General features: G+C 66.7%; 9 protein-coding genes and 1 tRNA gene. 6 read left to right on the top strand and 4 right to left on the bottom strand.

Features of this window, described 5'->3' with window-relative positions; genetic code table 11:
• Positions 1 to 80 precede the first annotated feature (80 nt).
• From AC1AYP_RS03790 to xylA, 3 genes are all read left to right on the top strand, one after another.
• Complete coding sequence (locus AC1AYP_RS03790; protein ID WP_476502281.1) at positions 81 to 1,343, top strand: serine hydrolase; 1,263 nt, start codon at positions 81 to 83, stop codon at positions 1,341 to 1,343.
• A 269-nt stretch (positions 1,344 to 1,612) separates the two neighbouring features.
• A complete protein-coding gene (gene htpX / locus AC1AYP_RS03785) occupies positions 1,613 to 2,569 on the top strand; it encodes a zinc metalloprotease HtpX (RefSeq protein ID WP_476502282.1) in 957 nt (318 codons plus the stop codon).
• A 263-nt stretch (positions 2,570 to 2,832) separates the two neighbouring features.
• Complete coding sequence (gene xylA / locus AC1AYP_RS03780) at positions 2,833 to 4,176, top strand: xylose isomerase (RefSeq protein ID WP_101621831.1); 1,344 nt, start codon at positions 2,833 to 2,835, stop codon at positions 4,174 to 4,176.
• A 405-nt stretch (positions 4,177 to 4,581) separates the two neighbouring features.
• On the opposite strand, the gene AC1AYP_RS03775 is transcribed toward xylA, so the two are convergent.
• A complete protein-coding gene (locus tag AC1AYP_RS03775) occupies positions 4,582 to 6,105 on the bottom strand; it encodes a xylulokinase (RefSeq protein WP_476546788.1) in 1,524 nt (507 codons plus the stop codon).
• Between the two features lie 248 nt (positions 6,106 to 6,353).
• Between AC1AYP_RS03775 and AC1AYP_RS03770 the strand changes: the two genes are divergently transcribed.
• Positions 6,354 to 7,577: an ROK family protein gene (locus tag AC1AYP_RS03770; RefSeq protein WP_476502284.1), complete on the top strand. Its 1,224-nt coding sequence runs from the start codon at positions 6,354 to 6,356 to the stop codon at positions 7,575 to 7,577.
• Positions 7,578 to 7,738: 161 nt separating this feature from the next.
• Positions 7,739 to 7,812 (top strand) — tRNA-Gly (locus AC1AYP_RS03765).
• 195 nt (positions 7,813 to 8,007) lie between these two features.
• On the opposite strand, the gene AC1AYP_RS03760 is transcribed toward AC1AYP_RS03765, so the two are convergent.
• On the bottom strand, positions 8,008 to 9,480 hold the full coding sequence (locus tag AC1AYP_RS03760; protein ID WP_476546787.1) for a C1 family peptidase: 1,473 nt from the start codon (positions 9,478 to 9,480) through the stop codon (positions 8,008 to 8,010).
• 252 nt (positions 9,481 to 9,732) lie between these two features.
• Here AC1AYP_RS03760 and fbaA point away from each other — a divergent pair, with 252 nt between their 5' ends.
• Positions 9,733 to 10,800 carry a class II fructose-bisphosphate aldolase gene (gene fbaA, locus AC1AYP_RS03755; protein ID WP_476502286.1) on the top strand — a complete coding sequence of 356 codons (1,068 nt, stop codon included), beginning with the start codon at positions 9,733 to 9,735 and terminating at the stop codon, positions 10,798 to 10,800.
• A gap of 148 nt (positions 10,801 to 10,948) precedes the next feature.
• Here fbaA and AC1AYP_RS03750 read toward each other — a convergent pair whose 3' ends face one another.
• A complete protein-coding gene (locus AC1AYP_RS03750; protein WP_476502287.1) occupies positions 10,949 to 13,330 on the bottom strand; it encodes a YhgE/Pip family protein in 2,382 nt (793 codons plus the stop codon).
• Complete coding sequence (locus AC1AYP_RS03745; protein WP_476502288.1) at positions 13,327 to 16,035, bottom strand: YhgE/Pip family protein; 2,709 nt, start codon at positions 16,033 to 16,035, stop codon at positions 13,327 to 13,329. Before AC1AYP_RS03745 ends, AC1AYP_RS03750 begins: the two co-directional genes overlap by 4 nt.
• Positions 16,036 to 16,114 lie beyond the last annotated feature (79 nt).

The following is a 16,114-nucleotide window of genomic DNA, read 5'->3' as shown; positions in this document are numbered from 1 at the left end:
ATATCACGTTCGTGATATCCCGTGACCGTGATATCGCAGACGTGATATCGCGTATCCGCATAATCGGAAGGTGGTCCGTCATGAAGCAGTCGCGTGGCTCCTCGCATAGGGGGAGGGGAGCGCATGGCGGCGGACGGCCGTCGCGCAACGGCCAGGCGCGCCGCCATCACACGACGCAATACCAGCATGCGTCACGGCGGATGCGCGCCGTCTACCGCCGCCGGCGCATCGTCGTCGGCATGGCGGCGCTCGCCGTGGTCTGTCTCGTCGTCGGCGTGATCGTGCACGTGCCCGGCTGGGTGGCGGGCGCGGGCGACGTGGTGGAGGCCGCGTCCGGCCATCCCGCGCTGCACCGCGCGTCGACGGCCAAGCCGCGCGCGCTCACCGCCGCGGAGCGCGCGGTGAACGCGATCGGCGGCCTCGACGGCGCGGCCGACGTTTCCACGGAAGGTTTCACGCTGTCCGACGACGACCGTGCGGTGCTCGACCGAGCCGTCGCGACCGTCACGTCGGCCGGATACGGCGTATCCGCGACGATGGTCGACATGACGACCGACCGCGCGCTCGCCGTGCACGGCGGCGACGCGCGCTACTCGGCGTCCGCGATCAAAGGCCCCTACATCATCTCCCTCGCCGCGACCGGCACAATCGACCTCGACGCGGTCCAGCAGTCGTCGGACGCGAACCCGACCGGCGTCGGCGCCGACGGGCAGCCGGTCTCCTCCGCCGACGGCGACGCGACGGGCGCGTCGGCCGCGTCGGAGGAGGACGAGTCGGCGATTGCGTCGGACATGGCGCTCACCTCGACCGGTGCGGGCGTGAACCAGCTCATCGCGCAGACGATTTCCGTATCCGACAACAGCAGTTTCGCTGCGCTCCACCGCACGTACGGTTCGGGGGCGTTCGCCGCGTGGGCGACGCGCGCGCATGTGGGCGTCGACGTGACGGGCGGCGCGTACCTCAACATCTCGTCGATGGACATGGCGCGCATGTGGGCGATGGGGTACGGCTACCTGTTCGATGGCGATTCGGCGCTCGCCGTGCGCGGGTCGAAGCCGGCCACGTCCGATGCGGCGCGGCAATGGCTCGCGGGCGAGTTCACCGATACGCTCAACTCGAGCATCCACAACGCGCTCGGTGATCAGGACGGCTATGCGGTGTACACGAAGGCGGGATGGATTGACGAGGACGACTATCACGCGTTGAACGACGCCGGCATCGTCACGAACGCTTCCGGCGGGTACGTACTCGCGGTGATGACCGACGCGGTCGAACAGTACGACTTGGTGGCCGGGTTGGTCTCCGCGCTGGACGGCATCCACTCGTCGGCGATGGCGCAGTAAGCGGATCGTCTTTTCGGACCTGCCGGTGTGGCGTCGGGGTCTCTCCCTCCGTCACGGCTTCGCCGTGCCACCTCCCTCGTCAGAGGGAGGCGAGGCTGGTGTCGTCTTTGGTGGTGGCATGTTGGCTCCTCTGATGAGGGGGCTGTCGGCGGAGCCGACTGGGGGAGAGATTTCGGGATGCATGCAGGCGGTGTTTCACGTGAAACATCGCACGGTCCGCTCGGCTGCCGTCCAGCGAAATTTCAGATAGCCCCGTTAGCGTGAGCCGTATGGACGGCAAAATGCGTGTGCACGGCCATTGCAATGGCCTGAAGACAGCCCTGCTTTTCGGAGTGATGTGGGCCGTCGTCATGCTGGTCTGGTGGGCCACGGGCGGCAGTAGGGGAACCCTCGGCATCTTCATTCTCATCGGACTTGGTTCCACGTTCTTCTCCTACTGGTTCTCCGACAAGCTCGCTATCGCGTCGATGGGGGCGCAGGAGGTCAGCGAGGCGGAGGCGCCCACGCTGTACCGGATCGTCCGCGAGCTGTCCGCCAAGGCCGGCAAGCCGATGCCGCGCATCTACGTAGCGCCGACGATGAGTCCGAACGCGTTCGCCACTGGGCGCAACGAACGCCATGCCGCCGTCTGCTGCACGCAGGGCATCCTCAGGATTCTCAACGAACGTGAGATCCGTGGCGTGCTCGGCCACGAGCTGATGCACGTGTACAACCGCGACATCCTCACCTCGGCGGTCGCCTCCGCGATGGCGACCGTCATCACGTATCTCGGCTATTCGCTCATGTACTTCGGCGGCGGTACGTCGCGCGACGAACGCGACAACGCGTCCGGCGGGCTCGGCCTGATCGGCGTGCTGCTCAGCGCGATCCTCGCGCCGATCGCCGCGTCGCTGTTGCAGCTGGCGATCTCCCGCACGCGCGAATACGACGCGGACGAGGACGGCAGCATGCTCACCGGCGATCCGGAAGCGCTCGCCTCCGCGCTCAATAAGATCTCGTACGGCGCGCAGACCACGCCGATGCGCAAGACCGCCGGCACGCAGTCCGTCTCCGCGATGATGATCGCCAACCCGTTCTCCTCGGTGGGATTCTCGAAGCTGTTCTCCACCCATCCTCCGACCGAGGACCGCATCAAGCGCCTCATGCAGATGGCCCAGGAGATGCGCGCCGCCCAGGTGTACGGCGGTGCCGGTGGGGTCGGCGGTCCTGCGCAGGTGCGCTGGTAGCGTCTCGCCGTCCGCCGATTCGGCCGATGTGAGTCCCCGATGATTGAGGTCATCGGGGACTCACTTGTTATGAGGCGGGGAAAACGTTGGAATCATTGGGGACACGCCGTATGCGGCCTATTAAGTTCATTCGTTTGACAAACATTGTTCGACCATTTAACATATTGAATCGTCAATCGGAAACGGATGGCGGCGCACAGTGATGGGACGCCACGCGGATTCGACGAAGAACGCAGTGAACACGAACATCAAAGGAGACTGCAATGGGTCTGTGGGATATCGACAAGATCGAGTACGTCGGTCGCAAGGGCGAGAAGGAAGGCCTCGGCTTCCGCTACTACGACGCCGACAAGGTCGTCGCCGGCAAGAAGATGAAGGACTGGCTGCGCTTCGCGGTCGCCTACTGGCACACCTTCGACCAGCGCCTCGTCGACCCGTTCGGCGACGGCACCGCCGAGCGTCCGTACGACAAGTACACGAACCCGATGGACCTCGCCCTCGCCAAGGTCGACTACGCGTTCGAGTTCTACACCAAGCTGGGCGTCGAGTACTTCTGCTTCCACGACCGCGACATCGCGCCGGAAGGTGACACCCTGCGCGAGACCAACGCCAACCTCGACAAGGTCGTCGACAAGATCGAGGAGAACATGAAGTCCACTGGCGTCAAGCTGCTGTGGAACACCCAGAACCTCTTCACCAACCCGCGCTTCGTCTCCGGTGCCGCCACCTCGCCGTTCGCCGACATCTTCGCCTACTCGGGCGCGCAGGTCAAGAAGAGCCTCGAGATCGCCAAGCGCCTCGGTGCCGAGAACTATGTGTTCTGGGGCGGCCGTGAAGGCTACGAGAACCTGTGGAACACGCAGATGCACCGCGAGCAGGCCCACATGGCCAAGCTTTTCCACCTGGCCGCCGACTACGCCAAGGAAATCGGCTTCGAGGGCCAGTTCCTCATCGAGCCGAAGCCGAAGGAGCCGACCTCGCACCAGTACGACTTCGATGCCGCCGCCGCGCTCGCCTTCCTCAAGACCTTCGATCTGGACGACGTGTTCAAGCTGAACCTCGAGGGCAACCACGCCAACTTGGCCGGCCACTCCTACCAGCACGAGGTCCGCTTCGCCCGCGAGAACGGCATCCTGGGCTCCCTCGACGCCAACCAAGGCGACAAGCTCATCGGCTGGGACATGGACGAGTTCCCGTCCGACCTGTACGACTGCGTCGCCGTGATGTGGGAGGTCCTGGCTAACGGTTCCATCGGCCCCCACGGCGGTCTGAACTTCGACGCCAAGCCGCGCCGCACCTCCTTCGCCGCCGACGACCTGTTCCGTGCGCACATCGTGGGCATGGACTCCTACGCCGCCGGCCTGCTGGTCGCCGCCAAGATGCACGAGGACCACTACATCGAGGATCTGCAGGCCGACCGCTACAGCTCCTACGAGTCCGGCATCGGCAAGGACATCGAGGACGGCAACGTCACGCTCGCCTCCCTCGAGGAGTACAGCCTCGACAAGACCCAGGCCGAGCTGCGCGCCGCCACCAAGTCCGACCACCTCGAGCAGGTCAAGGCCACCATCAACAACTACATCATCGACGCACTGGCCGAAGCGTGAGCCGAAAGCCCGGTGGGCTTTCGGGTAGCCTCAGGCGAGGTTGAGGCGGGACGGCCGGCGACGGGGCTTTATTCGGATCGCAATCGCCCCATTGGGTAACTGGAGGCGATATATGGCAAACCCCCGGAATGAAGAACGGCTTCATTCCGGGGGTTTGCCATATGCGATGGCGGCTGATGCCGGCGGTGATTGCCACCGAACAGGAACCACATGAAGGCAAGTTCCTGCTCCCGCTGGCGGGAGCTGGCCGCCGTAGGCGGTCTGAGGGTGGTTCGGCGCCGAACCGCGACCACCCCCAGTCGGCTTCGCCGACAGCCCCCGCCGGCGGGGGCGTGAACATCGGTATCCGGTGGGAGGTCCATCGTGATGCGACAGCCCCTCGCCGGCGGGGCGGCGGCTCCTTCTTCAGCCGCGGGCCTTCACGTAGGCCTCGTTTACGGCCTCGGTCGGCTCTCCGGTCTCCACGCCGTCGATGGTGAGCGGCCACTCCGGCGGCTCGGCCTCACCGGACAGCACCCACGCGGCCTGACGCGCCGCGCCGATCGCCACGTACTCGTCGGTGGCCGGGCGCGTCACGTCCATGCCGAGGATCGATGGGGCCAGTGTGCGGATCGCCACCGACTTCGCGCCGCCGCCGATCAGCAGGATGCGGTCGATCCGCGCGCCCAGCGAACGGATCAGCTCCAGGCAGTCGCGCTGTGAGCACAGTAGACCCTCGACGAACGCGCGCGCAAGATTCTCCTTCGTGGTGTTGTGCAGGGTCAGACCGGTGAGCGACGCGGTGGCGTCGGGGCGGTTCGGCGTGCGCTCGCCGTCGAAGTACGGCACGAGCGTGATGCCGCCGGCACCCGGCTCGGATCGGAAGGCCAGCTCGGCCAGTTCGTCGTAGTCGATACCGAGGGCCGCGCGGCCGGCATCGATGATGCGTGAGCCGTTGATTGTGCAGGCGAGCGGCAGGTAGTGGCCGGTGCAGTCCGCAAAGCCCGAGACCGCGCCGGTCAGGTCGTACACCGGGTTCTCGGCGATGGCCGCGGCCACGCCGGACGTGCCGAGCGAGATCGACACGTCGCCTACGCCCATACCGAGGCCGAGCGCGGCCATTGCGTTGTCGCCGCCGCCGGGGGCGAGGATGCAGCCGCCGTCGACGTTCTTGCCGGCGATGGCGGGGGAAGCGTTCACGGCGGCCGTCTCGCGCGGGCCGAGCACGGTGGGCAGGATGATGGATGCGGCGTGCGCCTTGGCGGCCTCCTCGCCTTCGGCGGCGGCCAGCACCATCGCGATGAGGTCGCGGCGGTACTCGCCGTGCGCGGCGTCGTAGTAGATGGTGCCGGACGCGTCGGAACGGTCGGTGAACAGCTTGTCGAGGTGCGCGTCCTCGCCTTCCGCGACAGGGCCGTAGCCGGCGATGCGCCAGCTCAGCCAGTCGTGCGGCAGGCAGATCGCGGCAATCCGCTTCGCGTTCTCCGGTTCGTTCTCGGCCACCCATGCGACCTTGGTGAGTGTGTAGGAGGCGACCGGCGAGGAGCCGACGGCCTTGACCCAGCGCTGCTTGCCGCGCGCGACGACGTCCTCCGGCTCGCCGTCCGCGGCCGGGGTGGCCTCGCCGAGCTTCTCGATGAGCGCGGCGGCCTGCGGCGCCGAGCTGGTGTCGTTCCACAGCATCGCGTCGCGGATCACATTGCCCTGCCTGTCCAGGATCACCATGCCGTGCTGCTGCCCGCCGACGGCCAGCGCGGCCACGTCGTCGAGTCCGCCGGCCTGTTCGGCGGCGGACCGGAACGCCTCCCACCAGTATTCGGGATTGACCGACGTGCCGTCCGGGTGCTTGGCCTGGCCGAAACGCACCTGTTCGCCCGTGGTGGCGTCCGTGATGCGGACTTTAGTTGATTGGGTTGATGTATCGACTCCTGCGACCAATGTACGAGTCATGTTTCCTCCTCGATGAGGGCCGCGCGCAAGACTTTCGACGCGCCGCACCTAATAAGTTAGACGATTAAACTATACTGTATTCCGGCATGAAGATGCAAGTGAGGTCGCGTCGTACGCCATACGACATGCGACGGCCGGCCGGCACGCGTCGCGCGGCGTCTACTATGAAAGTCTACGTCGCCACACGGCCCGAAGCCCAAGACAAACAACAGAGAAGACGAAGACGACAGCATGAAGGGACAGGTACCATGGCCGCTTTGAGGAAGATCAATCAGGACGATCTGCGCAACCACAACCTGTCCGTGACGCTCGACGCGATGCTGTGCGCGAGCGACCCGCTGAGCCGCGCCGACCTCGCCAAAGAGACCGGACTCACCAAGGCGACCATGTCGCTGCTCGTCTCGATGCTGCTCGACTCCGGCGTGGTCGTGGAAGGGGAGCCGGTCGCCGCCGCATCCTACGGACGTCCCAGCACACCGCTGCGCATCCACGGCGGCCGCATCGCCGGCATCGGCCTACAGGTCAACACTGACGGCTACGGCTGCCTCGCACTCGACATCAACGGTGACACGCTCGGCCGCGAATGGGTGAACGACGACATGACCGACTGCGACCCGCAGGACGTGTTCACGAAACTCGACACCATGACGGCATCGCTGGAACAACAGCTCGCCCGCCGCGGCTGCACGGTGGCCGGCACCAGCCTCGCCCTGCCCGGCGTCATCACCGGCAACCGGCTGACGGTCGCCCGCAACCTCGGCTGGACCGACCTCGACCTCACGCGCTTCGACGTGGTGCGCCGCCTCGACGCCATCCCCGGCAACGAGGCGAAGATGGCCGCCATCGCGCAGATCCCGGGCTACGCCACAGAACGCGCCGACTTCCTGAACGTCGTCGACCGACGCGACTCCTTCATCTACGTCTCCACCGACGTCGGCATCGGCGGCGCCATCGTGCGCGACGGCGAAGTGGTCCGCGGCTCGCACGGATTCTCCGGCGAAATCGGCCACCTGTCCGTCGCGATGGACGGGCCGCGCTGCACGTGCGGCCGCCGCGGCTGCCTCGAAATGTACGCGGGCCGCCGCGCGATGGTCGAAGCCGCCGGACTCGCTGACGGCGGTCTCGCCACCCAATCGGATGCCGTCAGACGGCTCCTCGACGGCTGGCGTTCCGGCGACCCGCGGATCACCGCGGTGATCGACCAAGCCGTCGACGCGCTCGTCTCCGCCATCGCCTCCGCCGTCAACCTTATCGACGTGGACACCGTGCTGCTCGGCGGCCTCTGGACGCACTTCGGCGACGAACTCACCATCGTGCTCGAAAACCGCCTGCGCGGGGAGGTCGTCGGACCGGGCGGCATGACGGTGCGCGTCGCCACGCCGCCCGTCGCGGAACACCCCTCGCTATACGGCGCGGCCGAACGCGGCCTGCGCCGGTTCATCGACGACCCGCTGCGGTTCATCGGCGCGTGAACGTTCGGCGGCGACGGCGGGCGATGCGAGGACCGGTGCGGTGATTGGCGTGAGAACCGGTGGGATGGCCGGTGCGCCGGCCGCCCGAGTAGTGAGACGGCGGGGTATCACGTCGGGCGGCGCGTTTACACTGGTGGCTCGCGTCCAAAAGACGCACCCTTGCGGATGTAGTTCATCGGTAGAACGAAAGCTTCCCAAGCTTTAAAGGCGGGTTCGACTCCCGTCATCCGCTCCAGTCACGGGCCGGCGGAATCCCGCCGGCCCGTTGCGTTACGCCCCGTTTGCATGCCCCACTGCACCCATGGTGCGGTAACACATTTCCTCCACAACCCCGGAATCATGCGGTTTTTGAGCACCGCACCATGGGAAGTTTGCCGCACCATGGGAATGTTGGTTGGGGAGAGGTGGGGTTGTTGATGCGCAGCGGGGGTTATGCGCAGCGGGTGGCGCGGGAGATTGGCTCCCAGGGCTGCACGGGGACCGGCTCGGTCGTGAAGATCCGGCGCGTGGGCTCGTCGAGCACGCTCGTGTGGATCGTGGCCTCGTTCACGTATTCGTCGAACCAGGCGTCGGATGCGACGAAGTAGCCGTCGCGGCCCGCGTCCTTGCCCCAGCTGTTCTCGATCTTCCAGCGGTTCGGCTTGCCGTCCGCGTCGAGGTTCACGCCGAGCAGGGTCATCGCGTGGTTCGACGGGCTCACGCCGTACTCGAGACGATCGCCCTTGCCCATCGTGTACTCGATGCCGAACAGGTCCTCCACACGCACCACGTCGCGGCTGAACACGCCCTCGCCGCGCAGCGAGAACTGCTCGCAGTCGCACGCGAACCACACCGGACGCCCGCTCTTCAACTGGTCGATGATCGCCTTCTTGAACACGCTCATCTCCACGTTCGCGAACTCGATCGGGTGCCCGCCGACCACGTTGCCCGTGTGCGCGAGACGGTACAGGCGGCCGAACGGCGTGCGCGCCATCGGCGCGTTCACCACGCCCACGTAATCGTCGAGATCCTGCTTGACGTACTTCGCGTAGAAGTCGAGCGGCGTGATGCCGTGCTCGCTGATCAGTCTGCCCTTCACGAACCCGTCATCGGGCTTCTTGCCATCGGACTTCGTCGCGGCGTCGCCGGAATCCTTCTTCGCATCGTCCGCATCATCGTCGTCATCCTTCTGACGCGCCGTCCAATCGAACGTCTTCGGCGGCTCGCCGAGCGCGACGGCGACGATACGGTACACGTCGTCCATCTGCTCGCGCACGCGCGCACGCAACGCGGCGGCGGACTCGCCCGCCGCGTGACGTGTGCGCAGCTCGAGCGCGAACTCACGCAACTTCGCGTTGAGATATTGCGTGAACGCGTCCGAATCGCGGGAATTCGCGGTCTCCAGGTACGCGGACTTCGGCACCAGACCATACTTCGCGGCGAGCGAGGCGAACATCTGCCACCAGCCGCCGTCGTCCGCCGGATAGTCGTTGATCGCCTGGAACAGGCGCGAATCGGTCGGCTCGTCGAGCGTGGCCAGCACCTGATCCAGATAGAAGTTCGACTTCTCGATCTTGTCGTAGAAGAACAGGTAGGTCTCCGAGAACTCGAAATCGTCGAGGTTCCAGCGGCGGATCACATCGTGGCGGAGCGTGTTGAGGCTCGCGAACATCCAGCAACGGCCGGAATGCTCCTGCGCGGTGATCGAGCCCTGCTTGAGCTCGATCGAGAAATCGTCGCGGGGCAGCGCGCGCAGGCCGCGGTAGTCGGTCGCGGCCTTGAGCACGCCGGCGCTGGTCGCGGCGGTCGCGGCCACGCGGTTCGTGCGGGAGGCGTTGAAGTCGGCGGAGTAGGCGTCGAGCGCGGCGGGGGTGAGGGCGGAGGTTGCGGTTTCGGGTGTGGGTTGGGTAGTGGTATCGGTCATGGTTCCCTATTATCTCGCGGATTGGGGCGCGGGAGACCCCCTCAGTCGGCCTTCGGCCGCCAGCTCCCCCTGAAGGGGGCGCATGCACCGACTCCCAGTGCCACCGATTGAATACCAGCCAGCTCCCCCTAAGGGGGCACTTGTGCGGGGCATGTGGACGTGAGGCGACGGGGGCATGACTTGTGCGGGAATTCACAGCGGGGAATGATCACCCGGCGTGCGTGTTCCGGGCGGCGGCGCGATAATGGCCGTATGACTATCGCAACTCCCGAACGTTATGCTGAAATGCTCGACGCCGCACGTCGCGGCGGATACGCGTACCCCGCCATCAACGTGACGAGCACGCAGACCCTGAACGCCGCTCTGCAGGGCTTCGCCGAAGCCGAATCCGACGGCATCATCCAGGTGTCCGTCGGCGGCTCCGCCTACTTCTCCGGCCAGAGCGTGAACGATCGCGTCACCGGTTCGCTGGCGTTCGCCGCGTTCGCGCACGAGGTCGCGAAGAAGTACCCGAACATCACCGTCGCGCTCCACACCGACCACTGCGCCAAGCAGTACCTCGACGAGTGGGTGCGCCCGCTGCTCGCGCACGAGGCCGACGAGGTCGCGCACGGCAAGGAGCCGACCTTCCAGTCGCACATGTGGGACGGCTCCACCGTGCCGCTCGACGAGAACCTCGACATCGCCGAGGAACTGCTCGACAAGTCCGTCAAGGCGCACACCGTGCTCGAGATCGAGATCGGCGCGGTCGGCGGCGAGGAGGACGGCCACAGCCACGAGATCAACGACAAGCTGTACTCGACGCCGGCCGACGGCGTGAAGGTCGCGCAGCGACTGGGCCTCGGCGAGCGCGGCCGCTACATGGCCGCGTTCACGTTCGGCAACGTGCATGGCGCGTACAAGCCGGGCTTCGTGAAGCTGCGCCCGGACCTGCTCGGCGACATCCAGCGCGAGGTCGCCACCGCCGTGGTCGACGGCCGCGTGGCCTCCGCCGCCGGCGCGGTCGACTTCCCGGCCGGCAAGCCGTTCGCGCTCGTGTTCCACGGCGGCTCCGGCTCCCGCCCGGAGGAGATCGCCGAGGCGGTCAGCCACGGCGTCGTCAAGATGAACGTCGACACCGACACCCAGTACGCGTTCACGCGCGCGGTGGCCGGCCACATGTTCGAGCACTATGATGCGGTGCTCAAGATCGACGGCGAGGTCGGTAATAAGAAGTTCTACGATCCGCGTTCGTGGGGCCGCGAGGCGGAGACCTCGATGGCCGCGCGCGTCGTCGAGGCCTGCCAGGAGCTCGGCTCCGCCGGCAAGGCGCTGAAGTAGTGCTCGAGTAGTGCTCAAGCGCTCAAGTAGCGGTTTCGCGGGGAAAAGAGGAGGCCGATGCCGTCATGGCACCGGCCTCCCGCCGTTTGAGCTGTTTGATCCGTTTGGCCCGTTTGGCCCGCTTCGGTCTTGGCCCGTTTGCGGCCCGCTACATCACCTTCGTGCTTTCGAGGTTGCGGATGACCCAGTCGTTGAGGCGGATCACGGGCTTGCGCAGCACCAGGCCGAGCACGAGCGAGGGCACGAGGAACAGCGCGAGCTTGCCCATCGCCACCCAGTACTCCATGCCGTAGGCGCCGGCCATGGCCGAGTGCATCGCGTCCACCGCGTACGGGAACAGCAGCCAGTGCGAGACCACCTGGAAGAACGGCGGCAGCGTCTCGATGGGGAACGTGCCGCCCGAGCCGGCCACCTGCATGACGAGCAGCACCACGGCGATCGCCTTGCCGATGTCGCCGAACGAGACGGTCAGCGTGTACACGATGTTCGAGAACACGATCGCCGCCAGCCATCCGACCATCATGAACCGGATTGGATGCTCGCACTGCACGCCCAGATACAGCAGGTCGCCCAGGCAGACGAGCGTGCCCTGCATGAGCGCGAGCACGCCGAACAGCATGTAGCGCCCGAAATACTCCTGATGCATGCGCAATCCGAACCGTCGCGCGTTGCCGGGCGATTCCGAATGCGGCTTGCGCAGCACGTCGAGCATCGCGCCCGGGCCGGCCGTGCGCCCGATGATCACCGCGTCGCGCAGACCCACGTCCTCGCCGAGCGGCAGCACGTTGCCGAGTCCCAGGATCTTCGCCTTCTCATGGTCGGAGATTGCCACCTTGAGCATCGCGACGAGGATGATCGCGCCCACCCAAATCGCGAGGATCGTGTAGAACGGCGCCATCGCGGACCCGTAGTTCGCGATCGGGTAGATGGCCTCGCGGTCGAGGGAGACCGGCGCGGAGAGGATCGTGGCGATCGTGTCCGGATCGGAGGACGCGACCGCGGACAGGTCCGCCTTGGCGCCGGAACCGGAATCGCCGGAACCGGAATCGCTGCCGCCCCCGCTCACCGCGCTCGCGAACTTCGCGTTCAGATCGTCGAGCTTCGCCGCCGCCTTGTCGAGCGTCGAGGCGACGTCGCCCAACGCGGTGCGCACGTCCGCCAGACTGTTCGAGATGCCGCCGGACAGGCCACGCACGCTGGCCGTGGTCGCGGCGAGGCCGTCGACCACGCCGCTGGCCTGCGAGACCATGTCGTCCATCGACGAAGTGAGCGCGTCGATCTGCGGCTTCAGCGTGGACCGGTACGTGTCGGCCGCGTCGGTGACGGACTTGCGCGCGGCCGCGATCTGCGCCTGCAGATCGCGTCGCGTCGCGTCGAGTCCGGCCTTGCCGTCGGACGCCTGCTTCGCCGCCTCGCCGAGCGTGCCGGCGGCGGCGTTGAGCGCGTTCTGCGTGTCCACCGCCTGATCGGCCGCCGCGTTGAGCGCGTCCTGCAGCGCCTTGCCGTCGGCGTCGCCGCTTGCGCCGGCCGTGTCGGCCATGGCGCGCAGCGCGGTCGCGTAATCGCCGTACGCCGCGGCCTGCGCGCTCACCTGCTGCTGCAGTTTGGTGAGCGTGTCCGCGACCTTGCCGTTCTGCGTGTCCTCGTCGTCGAACGCCTTGTCGATCTGTTCGCTGATGGAGTCATAGGCGCCGCCGGCCTGCTTCAGCGCGTCGGCGACGCCGCCCGACGCGCCGTTCATCGCCTTGACGAGCGACTGCGCGCCCTGCGAACCCTGTTCGAGCGCCTGTTTCGCGGCGTCGCCCTGCGTGCCGGCGGAGCCGAGCATCCGGTCCGTCGAGTCGATGATGCCGTCGGCGGCGGCGAGCAGCTGCGCGTAGGAGTTCGCCTGCGCGGATGCGGTCTTCAGCCGCGCGGACATCGTGGTGATGTGCCCGGTCGCGTTCTCCACGTACTGCTGCATCTGCGGGCTGTCCGCGTAGCCGGCGACGTTGGAGGCGAGTCCCAGCGCCACCTGTCCGAGGGTCTTCGCGAAGGTCTGGTCGATGGTCGTGGCGACCGTGCCCGCGCCCTGATCGGTGATGTGCGGCGCGATCGGGTTGATCTTCGCGTTGAGGTAGTAGTCGAGCCGCGCGTGACGGATGGTCGGCGAGAACAGCGTCATCATGTCGGCGCTGAACGATTTCGGGATGACGAGCGCCGCATAGTATTCGCCGGAGTACACGCCGTCGATGGCCTTGTCCTTGTCGACGAACTGCCAGTCGAGCTGGTGGTTGGCCCTGAGTGCGCTCGTCACCGTCTCGCCCACGTTGATGCGCACCGGCATCAGATCGGACTTGTAGCCCTTGTCGGTGTTCGCGACGGCGACCTTGAGCGCCTTCGTGTTGCCGTACGGGTCCCAGCTCGCCGCGATGTTGTACCACGCGTACAGCGCGGGCACGATGACGAGGCCCACCGCCACGATGATCGCGATCACGTTGCGCGTGGCCTGCCGCACGTCGCGTGCGAAGATGCGCCAGATGTTCCTCATCGTTCGTCTCCCTTCGCGGAGTCGGAGTCGGTTGCGTCGGTTGCGTCGGTCGCGGCCGCGCCTGCGCCGCGTGCCGCGCGCTTGCGCCGCCACATGTAGCCGTCGAGCATCACGTCGCGGAACTGTTCGGACGTCATTGCGCCGACGCCCACCTGCTGCGCGTAGCTTTCGCGCGTGTATTCGACGACGATGAGATACACGTCGATGACGATGATCGACAGGATCCACGCCGACAGCATCGCGATCTTCGCCTGCGTGAAGAACAGCAGCATGAGGAACGCGATCGGCAGCACGGTGAGCAGCACGAGGCCGGCGACGATCATCCGCGGGTAGCGGTCGAAGAAGCGGTGCGCGCGGCGCTCGATCAGCTCGCGCATGCCCTGCGAGGAGTCGGAGGCGACGCGGAACGCGGAGGAGAGGCTCACCCGCTCGTTGACCATCGAATCATGTTCGGTGATCATCAGGTCGGTGTCGCCGAGACGACGGTCGAACAGCGCGTTGAGGTTCATCGCGTACCGGCGCACGACGAGTCCGACGAACAGCGCCGCCGGCACGTAGTAGAAGAGGTGCAGCATGTCGAGCCAGTAGTGGTTCGCGTACATGCCGCCGATCGGGCCGCGCATCGCGTTGATGCCGTAGGTGAACGGCAGCCAAGGGTGCAGTTCGCGGAAGAAGTTCGGCATCAGCTCGATCGGGTACAGGCCGGACGCGCCCGGGATCTGCACGATGACGAGGATCACCGCCACCGCCTTGCCGATGTGACGGAACGCGACCGCCAACGCGTAGATGATGTTCACGTACACGAACGAACACCAGACGCCGGCGAGGACGAACAGCAGCGGATGCGCGCATTGGATGCCGATCACCAGATTGCCGACGGTCACGATCAGCGCCTGCAGGAATCCGATCGCGACGAGCAGCAGCCACCGGCCCAGATACGCCTGCGTGGAAGTCATGCCGCGCAGCTCCTCGGCCGCGGCACCGGCCGCCGCGCCGGTCGCTTCTCCCGCCGCTTCTCCGGACTCGCGCGACTCGCGGTCCACCTCCAGCTTGTAGATCGCGATGAGCACGAAGCCGCCCACCCACAGGGCGAGGTTCGTGTAGAACGGCGTGACCGACGAGCCGTAGTTGTCCATCGGATACACGGTGCGCGTGTTGAGCGTGACCGGCGATCCCATGAACTTGCCGAACTCCTTGTCGTCCAGATGCAGCGCGTCCTTCACGGCCGTGTACGCGGCGGAGCTGTCGAGCGCCGCCACGTCGGTGCGGACGCCGGTCACGTCGCCGATGAGCTGGTCGAGCGAATCGTGCGTGCTCGTCACGGTCTGCTTGGTCTGCGTGAGCGTGCCGGACAGCTGGTCGAGCAGGCCCTGGGTCTGCGTGGCCGTGTCGGCGAGCGAGACGAGCGTGCCCGACATCGTGCCGTTGAGCGCGCCGAATGAGTTCAGCGATGTGTTGAGGTTCGGCATGACCGTGCCGGTGAGCGTGCCGCGCGCGTTGGACAGTCCGGTGATGCCGTCGCCCACGGCCTTGCCGGTCGTATCGGACAGGGAGCCGGCCGCCTTCTTGCCGCCGTCGATGAACGCGGTCGCGTCCTTCTGGAAGTCGTCGGCCTGCTGCTGTTGCTTGGCGACCGCGTCGCCCAGCGCGTTCACCTGCTGCCAGATGCGCTGCCCGTCCGGATCGCTGGTGTTCTCGTCGATGCCGTGGTCGCGCAGCGTCTTCTTGAGCGCGTCGACGGCGGCCGACGCCTGGTCGAGCGAGGCGGAGACCGAGGTGTGGATCTGGTTGACGGCCTCCTGCGTGCTGTTGAGCGTGCCGGTCGCGTCGCCGGCCGCCGTGTTCACCTTCACGCCGATGCCGCTCAGCCCGGCCGACCCTTGGTCGAGCGCGCCGACCATCGTCGTGGAGAGCTGCTGCGAGGAGGTCTGCGCCTGCGCGAGCAGCGTGCCCGACTGCGAGGACGTGCGTTGCGCGGCGGCGATCGACTGCTGGAGCGAGGCGAGCGTGTCGTTCGCGCTCGCGATCGTGCCGTCCGACTGGTCGAGCGTGGTCGCGATGTCGTCGAGCGCCGCGTTCACGTCGCGGATGTCGCCGGCCACGGTGTCGAGCGTCGCGATCACGTCGCGCTGCGTCGAGCCCGTCGCGTCGCTCAGGTCGCGCCCCGCGTCGGTCACGGCCTTCGCGACGGTGTTGCCGACGGTCGTGACGAACGTCTGATTAATCTGCTCGTCGATCGTGGTCGCGCCCGAATCGGTGATCTTCGGCGCGATCGCGTTCTTCTTCTCGTTCACGTAGTACGTGATCTTCGGACGCTGCTTCGGATTAGCGAGCGCGCCGACGAGCTTCGCGCTGAAGTCCTTCGGCAGGACGATGGCCGCGTAGTAGTCGCCCGTCTGCATGCCGTTGAACGCGTCCGTCTCGTCGACGAACCGCCAGCCGAGCTGGTGGTTGCGTTTGAGCTGCGTGACGACCTGCCTGCCCGCGTTCAGTTCGCCGACGAGCGGCGAGCTGGTGCCTTTGTCGTTGTTCACGATTGCGACCTGGATGTTGCCGGTGGCGGAGTATGGGTCCCAGTTCGCGAGGATGTTGAACCATGCGTACAGCGATGGGATGATCGCCACGCCCAAGGTGACCACCACGGCGACCGGGTTGCGCAGGATGCGCGTCAGGTCGCGGGTGAACACGCACCATATCGTTCGCACTTTCGACGGCTCTCTTTCTGTTCTTCGCTCTTCCGGCGTGTTTCGGTTCCGTGATGCACATTACTCAGGGCGGTGGCAT

Source organism: Bifidobacterium sp. LH_424, assembly GCF_056356895.1.
Note: the sequence above shows the minus strand (reverse complement) of the source record. Positions and strands in the feature narration are given on the sequence as shown.

What these genes read in the sequence shown, in the direction of transcription:
- AC1AYP_RS03790 (WP_476502281.1), top strand. Translation starts at nt 81, where the DNA reads ATGAAGCAGTCGCGTGGCTCCTCGCATAGGGGGAGGGGAGCGCATGGC.
- htpX (WP_476502282.1), top strand. Translation starts at nt 1,613, where the DNA reads ATGGACGGCAAAATGCGTGTGCACGGCCATTGCAATGGCCTGAAGACA.
- xylA (WP_101621831.1), top strand. Translation starts at nt 2,833, where the DNA reads ATGGGTCTGTGGGATATCGACAAGATCGAGTACGTCGGTCGCAAGGGC.
- AC1AYP_RS03775 (WP_476546788.1), bottom strand. Translation starts at nt 6,105, where the DNA reads ATGACTCGTACATTGGTCGCAGGAGTCGATACATCAACCCAATCAACT.
- AC1AYP_RS03770 (WP_476502284.1), top strand. Translation starts at nt 6,354, where the DNA reads ATGGCCGCTTTGAGGAAGATCAATCAGGACGATCTGCGCAACCACAAC.
- AC1AYP_RS03760 (WP_476546787.1), bottom strand. Translation starts at nt 9,480, where the DNA reads ATGACCGATACCACTACCCAACCCACACCCGAAACCGCAACCTCCGCC.
- fbaA (WP_476502286.1), top strand. Translation starts at nt 9,733, where the DNA reads ATGACTATCGCAACTCCCGAACGTTATGCTGAAATGCTCGACGCCGCA.
- AC1AYP_RS03750 (WP_476502287.1), bottom strand. Translation starts at nt 13,330, where the DNA reads ATGAGGAACATCTGGCGCATCTTCGCACGCGACGTGCGGCAGGCCACG.